General features: G+C 69.7%; 12 protein-coding genes. 8 read left to right on the forward strand and 4 right to left on the reverse strand.

What is annotated here, in order from left to right; genetic code table 11:
- The first annotated feature begins 174 nt into the window (after positions 1–174).
- Positions 175–1,620 carry a glyceraldehyde-3-phosphate dehydrogenase gene (locus ACU6WZ_RS25055; protein WP_447030458.1) on the forward strand — a complete coding sequence of 482 codons (1,446 nt, stop codon included), beginning with the start codon at positions 175–177 and terminating at the stop codon, positions 1,618–1,620.
- A gap of 231 nt (positions 1,621–1,851) precedes the next feature.
- Here ACU6WZ_RS25055 and ACU6WZ_RS25060 read toward each other — a convergent pair whose 3' ends face one another.
- Entirely contained in the window at positions 1,852–2,268 is a 417-nt protein-coding gene (locus ACU6WZ_RS25060) for a VOC family protein (RefSeq protein WP_447030459.1), read from the reverse strand.
- 10 nt (positions 2,269–2,278) lie between these two features.
- Positions 2,279–2,698 (reverse strand): helix-turn-helix domain-containing protein, encoded by a 420-nt coding sequence (locus ACU6WZ_RS25065; RefSeq protein WP_447030460.1) that lies wholly within the window; start codon positions 2,696–2,698, stop codon positions 2,279–2,281.
- A 143-nt stretch (positions 2,699–2,841) separates the two neighbouring features.
- On the opposite strand from ACU6WZ_RS25065, the gene argC reads away from it, so the two are divergent.
- From argC to ACU6WZ_RS25090, 5 genes are read left to right on the forward strand one after another with little or no spacing between them, the layout of a single operon-like run.
- Complete coding sequence (argC, locus tag ACU6WZ_RS25070; protein ID WP_447030461.1) at positions 2,842–3,870, forward strand: N-acetyl-gamma-glutamyl-phosphate reductase; 1,029 nt, start codon at positions 2,842–2,844, stop codon at positions 3,868–3,870.
- Positions 3,867–5,024 carry a bifunctional glutamate N-acetyltransferase/amino-acid acetyltransferase ArgJ gene (gene argJ, locus ACU6WZ_RS25075; RefSeq protein WP_447030462.1) on the forward strand — a complete coding sequence of 386 codons (1,158 nt, stop codon included), beginning with the start codon at positions 3,867–3,869 and terminating at the stop codon, positions 5,022–5,024. The genes argC and argJ overlap by 4 nt, the downstream gene beginning before the upstream one ends.
- Positions 5,021–5,926 carry an acetylglutamate kinase gene (argB, locus tag ACU6WZ_RS25080; RefSeq protein WP_447030463.1) on the forward strand — a complete coding sequence of 302 codons (906 nt, stop codon included), beginning with the start codon at positions 5,021–5,023 and terminating at the stop codon, positions 5,924–5,926. The genes argJ and argB overlap by 4 nt, the downstream gene beginning before the upstream one ends.
- Before the next feature lie 53 nt (positions 5,927–5,979).
- Positions 5,980–7,125, forward strand: coding sequence for an acetylornithine transaminase (locus ACU6WZ_RS25085; protein ID WP_447034236.1), 1,146 nt, complete (start codon positions 5,980–5,982; stop codon positions 7,123–7,125).
- Between the two features lie 17 nt (positions 7,126–7,142).
- A complete protein-coding gene (locus ACU6WZ_RS25090; protein ID WP_447030464.1) occupies positions 7,143–7,685 on the forward strand; it encodes an arginine repressor in 543 nt (180 codons plus the stop codon).
- Between the two features lie 332 nt (positions 7,686–8,017).
- On the opposite strand, the gene ACU6WZ_RS25095 is transcribed toward ACU6WZ_RS25090, so the two are convergent.
- Positions 8,018–8,596, reverse strand: coding sequence for a pyridoxamine 5'-phosphate oxidase family protein (locus ACU6WZ_RS25095; RefSeq protein WP_447030465.1), 579 nt, complete (start codon positions 8,594–8,596; stop codon positions 8,018–8,020).
- Positions 8,580–9,983 carry an NAD(P)/FAD-dependent oxidoreductase gene (locus ACU6WZ_RS25100; RefSeq protein ID WP_447030466.1) on the reverse strand — a complete coding sequence of 468 codons (1,404 nt, stop codon included), beginning with the start codon at positions 9,981–9,983 and terminating at the stop codon, positions 8,580–8,582. The genes ACU6WZ_RS25095 and ACU6WZ_RS25100 overlap by 17 nt, the downstream gene beginning before the upstream one ends.
- Before the next feature lie 206 nt (positions 9,984–10,189).
- On the opposite strand from ACU6WZ_RS25100, the gene ACU6WZ_RS25105 reads away from it, so the two are divergent.
- Together ACU6WZ_RS25105 and argH are read left to right on the forward strand one after the other, a co-directional pair.
- Positions 10,190–11,386: an argininosuccinate synthase gene (locus tag ACU6WZ_RS25105; protein ID WP_447030467.1), complete on the forward strand. Its 1,197-nt coding sequence runs from the start codon at positions 10,190–10,192 to the stop codon at positions 11,384–11,386.
- 179 nt (positions 11,387–11,565) lie between these two features.
- The gene (argH, locus tag ACU6WZ_RS25110) at positions 11,566–12,993 is read left to right on the forward strand and encodes an argininosuccinate lyase (protein ID WP_447030468.1); all 1,428 of its coding nucleotides are present in this window, start codon (positions 11,566–11,568) and stop codon (positions 12,991–12,993) included.
- The last annotated feature ends 69 nt before the right edge of the window (positions 12,994–13,062 follow it).

A 13,062-nucleotide genomic window follows, 5' to 3' on the forward strand; every position in this document is an offset into this window, starting at 1 on the left:
CCTTGGAATGGATCTCCCCTCCAGGGTGGCCCCGGCGGGCGGTTCCCGGCCACCGCGCCCTCACTCGGCGGCCGGGGTCCGGCGGCTTCGGGATCCGCCATGGGTACCGTTTGAACGATCAAAATGGCGGGCGGGTTAGCATATGAGCGCCGCCTAGCTCGAAAGATAAAACCTGTGACTGTCAATGACGACTCGTTCACCAACTGGAAGCACCGCGAGGAGATCGCGGAGTCGATGATTCCCATAGTCGGGAGGCTGCACCGGGAGCGGGATGTCACCGTTCTGCTGCACAGCCGCTCCTTGGTGAACAAGTCGGTGGTGAGCATTCTCAAGACCCACCGATTCGCTCGGCAGATCGCCGGTGAGGAACTCTCGGTCACCGAGACGCTGCCCTTCCTGCAGGCCCTCACCACGCTCGATCTCGGCCCTTCCCAGATCGACATCGGCATGCTCGCCGCGATCTACAGGACCGACGACCGTGGTCTCTCCGTGGCGGAGTTCACCGCCGAGGCCGTCGGCGGCGCCACGGGTGTCAACAAGATCGAGCGGCGCGAGTCGCGGGACGTCGTCCTCTACGGCTTCGGCCGCATCGGCCGCCTCCTCGCCCGCCTGCTCATCGAGAAGGCCGGCTCCGGCAACGGTCTGCGCCTGCGCGCCATCGTCGTGCGCAGGGGCGCCGGCCAGGACATCGTCAAGCGCGCCTCACTGCTGCGCCGTGACTCCATCCACGGCCAGTTCCAGGGCACGATCACCGTCGACGAGGCGAACAGCAAGATCATCGCCAACGGCAACGAGATCAAGGTGATCTACTCCGACGACCCGACGTCGGTGGACTACGCGGCGTACGGCATCAAGGACGCCATCCTCATCGACAACACCGGCAGGTGGCGCGACCGCGAGGGGCTGTCGAAGCACCTCAGGCCCGGCATCGCCAAGGTCGTCCTGACCGCGCCGGGCAAGGGCGACGTGCCCAACATCGTCCACGGCGTCAACCACGACTCGATCAAGTCGGACGAGCAGATCCTGTCCTGCGCGTCCTGCACCACCAACGCGATCGTCCCGCCGCTGAAGGCGATGGCGGACGAGTACGGCGTCCTGCGCGGCCACGTGGAGACCGTCCACTCGTTCACCAACGACCAGAACCTGCTGGACAACTACCACGATTCCGACCGTCGTGGCCGCTCGGCGCCGCTCAACATGGTCATCACCGAGACCGGTGCCGCCTCCGCCGTCGCCAAGGCACTGCCCGACCTCAAGGCACGGATCACCGGCAGCTCGATCCGCGTCCCGGTGCCGAACGTCTCGATCGCGATCCTCAACCTGCGGCTCGCCCGCGAGACCACCCGCGAGGAGGTCCTCGACTACCTCCGCAACGTCTCGCTGGCCTCGCCTCTCAAGCGTCAGATCGACTTCATCAGCGCCCCCGACGCGGTCTCCAGCGACTTCATCGGCTCGCGCCACTCCTCGATCGTCGACGCCGGCGCCACCAAGGTCGAGGGCGACGACGCGATCCTCTACCTCTGGTACGACAACGAGTTCGGCTACTCCTGCCAGGTCATCCGCGTCGTCCAGCACGTATCCGGGGTGGAGTACCCGACGTACCCGGTTCCGGTGGTCTGATCTCGGAGGCTGTCGGCAACGTGCAGCGCAGGCGACTGCTGGTCCGTCCGCGTGGCCATGCTCATCGTGTCTCCATCTGTCGGGCGGTGCCGCCTTCGCGGTCTCCGTCGGCGTCGTCTGGCTCGATGTGGCCAGCTTCGAGCAGTACGTCTGGTTCTACTTCGTCGCGCCGGTCGCGGCAGCGGCCCGCGTGATCGGCGGTGTCGGCCGCAGCCGCGCCCGGCGCTAGAACTATCGCTTGCGGGGCTGGTTGAAGCGGAGCATGTTGCCGGCCGGGTCGCGGAACGCGCAGTCGCGGACGCCGTACGGCTGGTCGATCGGCTCTTGCAACACCTCCCCGCCGGCGGCCCGGATGCTTTCGAAGGTGGCGTCGCAGTCGTCGGTGGAGAAGATCACGCCGCGGAGCAGGCCCTTGGCCAGCAGTTCCGCCATCGCCTGCTTGTCGGCAGGCGAGGCGTTGGGGTCGGCGAGCGGCGGTTCGAGGACGATCTCCACGTCCGGCTGCGCGGGTGAGCCGACGGTCACCCAGCGCATCCCCTCGAACGCGACGTCGTTGCGTACCTCCAGGCCGAGGACGTCGCGGTAGAAGGCGAGCGCCTTGTCGTGCTCGTCGACTGCGATGAAGCACTGTGCGAGGTTGATGTTCATGCCTGCGACGCTACGAGGCAGCGGCAGATTCCGCTTCTCCGTTCCTGACCGGTCGCGTAAAAATCTTGGCGACGCACGCCGGGATCGCGGCGCCGGCCTCGTGACGGCGGGCCCGGTAGGCGCTGGGGCTCTCGCCGACCAGCTCGCTGAAGCGTGAGCTGAACGACCCCAGCGAAGTACATCCGACCGCGAGGCACACCTCCGTCACGCTCAGGTCGCCCCGCCGCAGCAGCGCCTTGGCCCGCTCGACACGGCGGGTCATCAGATAGCTGTAGGGCGTTTCCCCGAAGGCGGCTCGGAAGCTGCGGGAGAAGTGCCCGGGCGACATGAGGGCGACGTTCGCCAGCGCCGGAACGTCCAGCGGCCGCGCGTAGTCGCGGTCCATGGCGTCCCGGGCGCGGCGCAGCAGTACAAGGTCCTCCAGCGCCATGCGCACCAGCATGGCACGGCGCCGGTCGCCATGCCGGTGAGCCCCGGCTACCCGACCACAGTTGCGGGGCTGTGGCAGCCTTGACGCTCATTGCATAAAGCTACGTAGCTGCGTATAGTCATGCCATCGACGAGGAGGGTTCGATGGTGGTACGAGCAGCAGTGGCAGGGGCGAGCGGGTACGCGGGCGGGGAGCTGCTACGGCTGCTGCTCGCGCACCCCGGCGTGGAGGTCGGCGTCCTGACCGGCCATTCCAACGCCGGACAGCGCCTCGGTCCGCTCCAGCCACATCTGCTGCCGCTGGCCGGGCGCGTGCTGGAGCCGACCACCCCCGAGGTGCTCGCCGGGCACGATGTGGTCTTCCTGGCGCTGCCGCACGGCCAGTCCGCCGCTGTAGCTCAGCAGCTCGGCGACGAAGTGCTGGTCGTCGACATGGGCGCCGACTTCCGGCTCCGCGACGCCGTCGACTGGGAGAAGTTCTACGGTTCGCCGCACGCCGGCACCTGGCCCTACGGCCTGCCCGAGCTGCCCGGCGCCCGCGCCGCGCTCGCCGGTGCCAAGCGCGTCGCCGTGCCCGGCTGCTACCCGACCGCCGTCTCGCTCGCCCTCTTCCCCGCCTACGCCGCCCGCCTCGCCGAGCCCGACGCCGTAATCGTCGCCGCCACCGGCACCTCCGGCGCGGGCAAGGCGCTCAAGCCGCACCTGCTCGGCAGCGAGGTGATGGGCTCCATGTCGCCTTACGGCGTCGGCGGCGGCCACCGGCACACCCCCGAGATGATCCAGAACCTGAGCGCCGCCGCGGGGGAGCGGGTCACCGTGTCCTTCACCCCGACCCTGGCGCCCATGTCCCGCGGCATCCTCGCCACCTGCAGTGCGAAGGCGAAGCCCGGCGTGACGGCGCCAGCGGTGCGGGACGCCTACGAGAAGGCGTACGCCGACGAGCCGTTCGTGCACATCCTCCCCGAGGGCCAGTGGCCCGCCACCGCCTCCGTACACGGTTCCAACGCCGTTCAGATCCAGGTCGCGTACGACGAGGCAGCCGGCCGCGTCATCGCCATCAGCGCCATCGACAATCTCGCCAAGGGCACGGCCGGCGGCGCCGTGCAGAGCATGAACCTCGCCCTCGGGCTCCCCGAGGACACCGGACTTTCCACGATCGGAGTTGCACCGTGAGCGTCACGGCAGCGAAAGGATTCACCGCGGCGGGCATCGCCGCGGGGATCAAGGACAGCGGCGGACCCGACCTGGCCCTCGTGGTCAACACCGGCCCCCGCCTGGCCGCCGCGGGCGTGTTCACCTCCAACCGTGTGAAGGCCGCGCCCGTCCTGTGGTCCGAGCAGGTCGTCAAGGGTGGCCGGATCTCCGCCGTCGTTCTCAACTCCGGCGGTGCCAACGCCTGTACGGGCCCCCAGGGCTTCCAGGACACCCACGCCACCGCCGAGAAGGCGGCCGAGGCGCTGGCCGGCGGGCACAGCGCCGGTGAGATCGCCGTCGCCTCCACCGGCCTCATCGGCATCACCCTCCCCATGGCCAAGCTCCTGCCCGGCATCGAGAAGGCCGCCACCGAACTGTCCGAGCACGGCGGCGAGAAGGCCGCCATCGCCATCAAGACCACCGACTCCGTCCACAAGACGGCCGTCGTGACCCAGGACGGCTGGACGGTCGGCGGCATGGCGAAGGGGGCGGGCATGCTCGCTCCGGGGCTCGCCACGATGCTCGTCGTCCTCACCACCGACGCCGACCTCGAAGCCGCCGTACTCGACGCGGCCCTGCGCGACGCCACCCGGCAGACCTTCGACCGGGTCGACTCCGACGGCTGCATGTCCACCAACGACACCGTGCTGCTGCTCGCCTCCGGTGCTTCCCACGTGACGCCGGGCGAAGAGGAGTTCGCCGCCGCCGTACGCACCGTCTGCGACGACCTCGCCCGCCAGCTCATCGGCGACGCCGAAGGCGCCAGCAAGGACATCCGGATCGAGGTCGTGAACGCCGCGACCGAGGACGACGCCGTCGAAGTAGGCCGCTCCATCGCCCGTAACAACCTTCTCAAGTGCGCCATCCACGGCGAGGACCCCAACTGGGGCCGCGTCCTGTCCGCCATCGGCACCACCCGGGCCACCTTCGAACCCGACGAGCTGAACGTCGCCATCAACGGCATCTGGGTCTGCAAGAACGGCAGCGTCGGCGAGGACCGTGACCTCGTCGACATGCGCTACCGGGAGGTCAAGATCACCGCCGACCTCGCCGCCGGCACCGAGTCGGCCGTCATCTGGGCCAACGACCTCACCGCCGACTACGTCCACGAGAACAGCGCGTACAGCTCGTGAGCGCCCGCAAGCACACCGCCCTGCCCAAGGCGCAGATCCTCGTCGAGGCACTGCCCTGGCTGACCCGCCACCACGGCCGTACCGTCGTCATCAAGTTCGGCGGCAACGCCATGGTCGACGAGGACCTCAAGGCCGCCTTCGCCCAGGACGTCGTCTTCCTGCGCCACGCCGGCCTCAAGCCGGTCGTCGTGCACGGCGGTGGCCCCCAGATCAGCGCCCAGCTCGACCGGCACGGCCTGGTCAGCGAGTTCAAGGCCGGCCTGCGGGTCACCACGCCCGAGGCCATGGACGTCGTACGCATGGTCCTGGCCGGCCAGGTGCAGCGTGAGATCGTCGGGCTGCTCAACCAGCACGGCCCGCTCGCCGTCGGGATGACTGGCGAGGACGCCCACACCATCACCGCCACCCAGCACTTCCCGCAGATCGACGGCGAGAGTGTCGACATCGGGCGGGTCGGCGAGATCACCGGCATCGACACCGGCGCCATCCAGGCCCTGCTCGACGACGGACGTATCCCCGTCGTCTCGTCCATCGCGCGAAGCGCCGACGACCACCATGTCTACAACGTCAACGCCGACACCGCGGCGGCCGCGCTCGCCGCCGCGCTCGGCGCCGAGACGCTGATGGTCCTCACCGACGTCGAGGGCCTCTACGAGGACTGGCCGAACAGCGACGACGTGATCAGCCGGCTCACCGCCACGGAGCTGGAGAAGCTGCTGCCCGAGCTCTCCAGCGGCATGGTCCCCAAGATGCAGGGCTGCCTGCACGCCGTACGCAACGGAGTCAACACGGCCCGCGTCATCGACGGCCGGGTGCAGCACTCCATCCTGCTGGAGATCTTCACCGACGAAGGCATCGGCACGATGGTCGTGCCCGACCTGCACGAGGGGGGAACGAAGTGACGTTGGACGACGTGACCGCGAACCAGGAGCTGAAGCGGCGCTGGCAGTCCGTCATGACGAACAACTACGGCACACCCCAGCTCTCCCTCGTCCGCGGCGAGGGCGCCAGGGTGTGGGACGCCGACGGCAAGGAGTACGTCGACTTCGTCGGAGGCATCGCCGTGAACGCCCTCGGCCACGCCCATCCCGCCGTCGTCGACGCGGTGTCCCGCCAGGTCGCCTCGCTGGGCCACGTCTCCAACCTGTTCGTCGCCGAGCCGCCGATCGCCCTCGCCGAGCGGCTGATCCAGATCTCCGGCCGCCCCGGCCGCGTGTACTTCTGCAACTCCGGCGCCGAAGCCAACGAAGCGGCGTTCAAGATCGGGCGCCTCACCGGCCGTACGCACATGGTCGCCACCCAGGGCGGCTTCCACGGCCGCACCATGGGCGCCCTCGCCCTCACCGGCCAAGAGGCCAAGCGCACCCCGTTCCTGCCGCTGCCCGGCGACGTCACGCACGTCCCGTACGGCGACGTCGACGCGCTGCGCGAGGCCGTCACCACCGACACCGCGCTGCTGATCATCGAGCCGATCCAGGGCGAGATCGGTGTGATCGTGCCGCCCGAGGACTATCTCAGGGCGGCCCGCGAGATCACCCGCGCCACCGGCACGCTGCTCGTGCTCGACGAGGTCCAGACCGGCATCGGCCGCACCGGCCACTGGTTCGAGTACCAGGCGCACGAGGCCGTCGAGCCCGACATCGTCACGCTCGCAAAGGGTCTCGGCGGTGGCCTGCCGATCGGTGCGGCCATCACCTTCGGAGCCGCGGCCGACCTGCTGGCGCCCGGTCAGCACGGCACCACCTTCGGCGGAAACCCGGTGGCGTGCGCCGCCGGACTCGCCGTACTGGACACGATCGCGGCCGAAGGACTGCTCGACCACGTCAAGCGCGTTGGGGAGAAACTGCGGGAGGGGATCGAGTCCCTCGACCACCCGCTCGTATCCCACGTCCGTGGCGGCGGCCTGCTCCTGGGTATCGTGCTCACCGAGTCCCTCGCTCCCCAGGTGCAGCAGGCGGCTCAGGACGCCGGTCTCCTGGTGAACGCCCCCGCCTCCGATGTCGTACGGCTCATGCCGGCGCTCGTCATCACGGACGGCGAGGTGGACGCGTTCCTCCGGGCCCTGCCCGGCGTTCTCGACACCGCACACGGGGACCGATGATCCGGAGACTGACGACGATGACCGAGACCCAGGCGCAGGACAACGAGCACGGCGGCCCCGCCGTACCGCAGACCCGCACCGCCAGACATCGGCGGATCGTGGACATCCTGAACCGGCAGCCGGTGCGGTCGCAGAGCCAGCTCGCGAAGCTCCTCGCCGACGACGGGCTGAGCGTCACCCAGGCGACGCTCTCCCGCGACCTCGACGAACTGGGCGCGGTCAAGATCCGCAACACCGGTGGCGAGCTGATCTACGCAGTACCGAGCGAGGGCGGCTTCCGCACCCCGCACGCGCCGCTGGGCGAGTCCGCCAAGGAGGAGCGCATGCGGCGCCTCTCCGGGGAGCTGCTCATCTCCGCCGAGGCCTCGGCCAACCTCGTCGTGCTGCGTACGCCGCCGGGGGCCGCGCAGTTCCTGGCCTCGGCCATCGACCAGGCGGAACTGAACGCCGTCCTCGGCACCATCGCGGGCGACGACACGCTGCTGCTGATCAGCCGCGACCCGGCGGGCGGCCAGGCCCTGGCCGACCACCTGCTGCGGCTGGCCCAGAACGACCGTTAGGGGGTGTCTGACAATTCCCCGTGGGTCAAGGAGCGGCGTCCGGTGCGTGCGATCGTAAGGCGCCGGACAGTCCTCGTAGCGGAGCTACTAGGGCTTTTCGGCAACGCTGCGAGCGTGCGTGCCGGGCGTCGCGACGCCGCGGGGAATTGTCAGACACCCCCTAGCTTGAGATTTAACCTCGCCGCTCGAACACGACCGCAAGTCGGCTTCACGGAACCAGCATGCGCACCGTTTGTCCCGACTTGCTTAGGTTTCCGACTGTGCTGCGGGGCCTGCTCGTGCGGCAGGAAGGGCTGGTCGGAGCTGTTCGAATCCGGAGGTTAAATCTCAAGCTAGGGGCGCCGTGGCAGCGGGAGCGGCAGGGCGGGCAGCCCGTCCAGGCTCACGCCGACGTACTCCTTCTTCTCGCAGTACGCCGCGAACTCGTCGTCCGTCTTGCGGGCGAAGTGCTCGGCATGCTGCGTGCGTTCCTCCTGGTACTCCATGAACGGCACCGCGAAGCCGCAGCTGTCGCTGATGCGCCGGGCGCGGACCACGACGACGGCGCGCGCGCTCGGCCCGTCGACGTCCTCGAACCGGCGGATGAGTTCTGCCCAGCGCGGGTCGTCCCGGAACACGGCTTCGCCCTGGCCGTGCACCCGCAGCACCTTGGGCGGTCCGGTGAACGCGCACCACATCAGCGTGACGCGCCCGTTCTCCCGTATGTGCGCGACGGTTTCGGCGCTGCTGCCACCGAAGTCCAGGTACGCCAGGGTCATGTCGTCGATCACCACGAGCGTCCCGGCGCGTCCCTTGGGCGACACGTTGACGTGTCCGCCCGGGGCGAGCGGCGCGGTGGCGGTGAAGAAGACCGGCTGTTCCTCGATGAAGGTGCGGATTCGGCCGTCTATCCGTTCATAGAGCTTTCCCATGACCCACATTATGCGCGTCGACCACCGTCTGGGCCGCTGCCACCAGCGGTTTGCTGTGCTCGCGGACCTGGTCGGGGGTGAGGTAGGACGACACGTTCTCGAAGTCCTGGAGTGTGCCCGCGCGCCGGGACTGGAAGTCGGTGCGGACGAAGTCGTCGCCGGCGACGGCGTTGAGCGTCCAGTTGGTCATCACCCGGGTCCTGGCCGTCAGCGTGGGCAGCGCCAGCAGGTGGTAGCCGCGGGCCACGGCCTGAGCGGGCAGGCCGTGCAGTTCCAGGCCGAGCGGTTTGGACACCGCGTCCTTGCCGCCGAGGTCCACCACGAGGCCGAGGTCCTTGTGGATGTACGGCTTCAGCGGAGTGCCGTGCAGCCGGGCGATGATGTTGTCGGCGAGGGCCTTGCCCTGGCGCTGGGCGTGCTGCGCGGTCGGCGGGCACATCGTGTCGCCGCCCCGGGCGAGGTCGGGGACCGCGGCCGCGTCGCCGGCGGCGAACAGGCCGTCGAAGCCGGGCACGGTCAGCTGCGGTGTGGCGGCGAGCCGGCCGCGTACCGTCTCCGCTCCCAGCGTCGCGACCAGGGGGCTCGCGGCGACTCCGGCGGTCCAGATCAGGGTGTGCGACGGCAGCGTACGGCCGTCGGTGAGCTTGACCGAGGTCGCGTCGACTGCGGCCACCGTGGTGCCCAGGGAGAACGAGATGCCCCGGTAGCGGAGCATCGCCATGGCCTTCTCGCCCAGTTTCTCGCCGAGTTCGGGCAGCAGCCTCGGCGCCAGGTCCACCAGGTGCCACTTGATCTGCGCGCTGTCCAGCCGGGGGTAGCGGCGGACCGCCGCGGTGGTGAGGCGTTGCAGGCAGGCGGCGGTCTCGGTGCCGGCGTAGCCGCCGCCGACCACCACGAACTGCAGCCGCGCCGCTCGGTCGGCGTCGTCCGTGGTGGCCGCGGCGATGTCGAGCTGGGCGATCACGTGATCGCGGATGTACGCCGCCTCGGACAGCGACTTCATGCCGCGCGAGTGGTCGCGCAGGCCGGGAATGTCGAAGGTGCGGGTCGTGCTGCCCGCGGCGAGGACCAGCTGGTCGTACGGCTCGGCGATCACCTCGCCCGTGACCTTCCGGATGACGCAGACCTTCGCCTTGGCGTCGATGCCGATGGCGCCGCCCGGGCAGATACGGGTACGGCGCAGCCGGCGGCGCAGCGACACGGCGACGGACTGCGGGGTGAGGACTCCGGCCGCCACGTGCGGGAGCAGCGGCAGGTAGAGCTGGTAGTCGGACGGCGAGACGAGCACCAGCTCGGCCTCGCCAGGGGAGAGCTTGCGCTCCAGCCGCTGGAGGCACTCGACCCCGGCGAAACCCGCGCCGACCACGAGGATCTTCGCTCGCGTCATAGCAGTCCACTGCTCCTCACGGCTGACATCGGCTGTTGTGCGTAGTGCCTCCCACCCTCTGCGCCAGCAGGGGCACCCGCGCGCCGGCGGGGTGCATTCGGGTCCTGGGGCGGGTTCTGGGAGAGGGCCCGCGGGTGCGCGTTGACGAAACATACGGTGGAGTGCATACTTATACCCATCACCGCATGCATCGTTAGGAGAATCTCGTGACCGAGCGCGTCGTACTCGCCTACTCGGGCGGCCTGGACACCTCCGTCGCCATCGGCTGGATCGCCGAGGAGACGGGCGCCGAGGTCATCGCCGTCGCCGTGGACGTCGGCCAGGGCGGCGAGGACCTGGACGTCATCCGCAAGCGCGCGCTCGCCTGTGGTGCCGTCGAGGCCGAGGTCGCGGACGCCAAGGACGAGTTCGCCGACGAGTACTGCCTCCCGGCGATCAAAGCCAACGCCCTCTACATGGACCGCTACCCGCTGGTCTCGGCCCTCTCCCGGCCGGCCATCGTCAAGCACCTCGTTGCCGCCGCGCACAAGCACAACGCCGGCATCGTCTCCCACGGCTGCACCGGTAAGGGCAACGACCAGGTCCGTTTCGAGGCCGGCATCTCCGCGCTCGGCCCCGACCTGAAGTGCATCGCCCCGGTCCGGGACTACGCGATGACCCGGGACAAGGCGATCGCCTTCTGCGAGGAGAAGAACCTCCCGATCGCGACCACCAAGAAGTCCCCGTACTCCATCGACCAGAACGTCTTCGGGCGCGCCGTCGAGACGGGCTTCCTGGAGGACATCTGGAACGCGCCGATCGAGGACATCTACGAGTACACCGAGAACCCGGCCGCCCCGCGCGAGGCCGACGAGGTCGTCATCTCCTTCAAGGAGGGCGTCCCGGTCGCCCTCGACGGCCGGCCCGTCACCGTCCTGCAGGCGATCCAGCAGCTCAATCAGCGGGCCGGCGCGCAGGGCATCGGCCGGATCGACATGGTCGAGGACCGGCTCGTGGGTATCAAGTCCCGTGAGGTGTACGAGGCCCCGGGCGCCATGGCACTGATCACCGCCCACCAGGAGCTGGAGAACGTCACGGTCGAGCGCGAGCTGGCCCGCTACAAGCGGCAGGTCGAGCAGCGCTGGGGCGAGATGGTCTACGACGGCCTGTGGTTCTCCCCGCTCAAGCGGGCCCTGGACGGTTTCATCAATGAGGCCAACCAGCACGTCACGGGCGATATCCGGATGACCCTGCACGGCGGCCGCGCGGTCGTCACCGGCCGGCGCTCGGAGGAGTCGCTCTACGACTTCAACCTGGCGACGTACGACTCGGGCGACACCTTCGACCAGTCCAAGGCGCAGGGCTTCATCGAGATCTTCGGCCTCTCGTCGAAGATCGCGGCGCGGCGCGACCTGCAGGCGTAGCCTGACGCCGACCTGGCCCGATGTACCAGTCGGCGTACCAGTCGCACCGCGAACCTCCAGCCCCTTCGGCCCCTCCGGCGCTTGCGGAGCGGGGCCCGTGGGCGGAGTCCCCAGTTACGGGAAGGGGCGGGGCGGGGTACGACTCCCCGCCCCGCCCCACCGCACGACAAGGAGCAACCGTGAGCAGCAACACCGGCGATGTCCGCCTCTGGGGCGGCCGGTTCGCCGACGGCCCCGCCGAGGCCCTGGCGAAACTCTCCGCGTCCGTCCACTTCGACTGGCGCCTCGCACCGTACGACATCGCGGGCTCCCGCGCCCACGCGCGCGCGCTGCACACGGCGGGCCTGCTCACCGCGGACGAGCTGACCCGCATGCTCGGGGGTCTCGACCAGCTCGAACAGGACGTGACCTCGGGCGACTTCACCGGGACCATCGCCGACGAGGACGTGCACACCGCCCTGGAGCGCGGCCTGCTGGAGCGCCTCGGTGCCGACCTCGGCGGCAAGCTGCGCGCCGGCCGCTCGCGCAACGACCAGGTCGCCACGCTCTTCCGGATGTACCTGCGCGACCACGCCCGCATCGTCGCCGGCCTGATCGCCGATCTGCAGGACGCGCTCGTCGGCCTCGCCGAGGCACACCCGGACGTCGCCATGCCCGGCCGTACGCACCTCCAGCACGCCCAGCCCGTCCTCTTCGCCCACCATGTGCTGGCCCACGTCCAGTCCCTGTCGCGGGACGCGGAGCGGCTGCGGCAGTGGGACCAGCGGACCGCCGTCTCGCCGTACGGTTCCGGGGCGCTCGCCGGGTCCTCGCTCGGCCTGGACCCGGAAGCGGTCGCGGCCGACCTCGGCTTCGAGCACGGTTCGTCGGCCAACTCGATCGACGGCACGGCCTCCCGCGACTTCGTCGCCGAGTTCGCCTTCATCACCGCGATGACCGGCGTCAATCTCTCCCGGATCGCGGAGGAGATCATCATCTGGAACACGAAGGAGTTCTCCTTCGTCACCCTCCACGACGCCTTCTCCACCGGCTCGTCGATCATGCCGCAGAAGAAGAACCCGGACATCGCGGAGCTGGCCCGCGGCAAGTCGGGGCGTCTGATCGGCAACCTCACGGGCCTGATGGCCACGCTCAAGGCGCTGCCCCTCGCGTACAACCGCGACCTCCAGGAGGACAAGGAGCCGGTCTTCGACTCCTGCGACACTTTGGAAGTCCTGCTGCCGGCCTTCACCGGCATGATGGCCACGCTCACCGTCAACCGTGAGCGCATGGAGGAACTGGCGCCGGCCGGCTTCTCGCTGGCCACCGACATCGCCGAGTGGCTGGTCAAGCAGGGCGTGCCGTTCCGGGTGGCGCACGAGGTCGCGGGGGAGTGTGTCAAGGAGTGCGAGCGGCACGGCATCGAACTCGACCAGCTCTCCGACGAGCAGTTCGCCAAGATCTCGCCGTATCTGATCCCCGAGGTGCGTACGGTCCTGAACGTGGCCGGGGCGCTCGCCTCCCGTGACGGCCGCGGCGGCACCGCTCCCCGCGCCGTCGCCGTCCAGCTCGCCGAGGTGAAGGCGGACCTGGCGAAGCAGCACGCGTGGGCCACAGCGAAGAACTGACCCGCGAGTGGCCGGCGAGTGGCCGGCGTGAACTGACCCGCCGGGCCTCCCCGCCTGCCCGTCCATCGC

This window comes from Streptomyces hypolithicus (genome assembly GCF_052934925.1).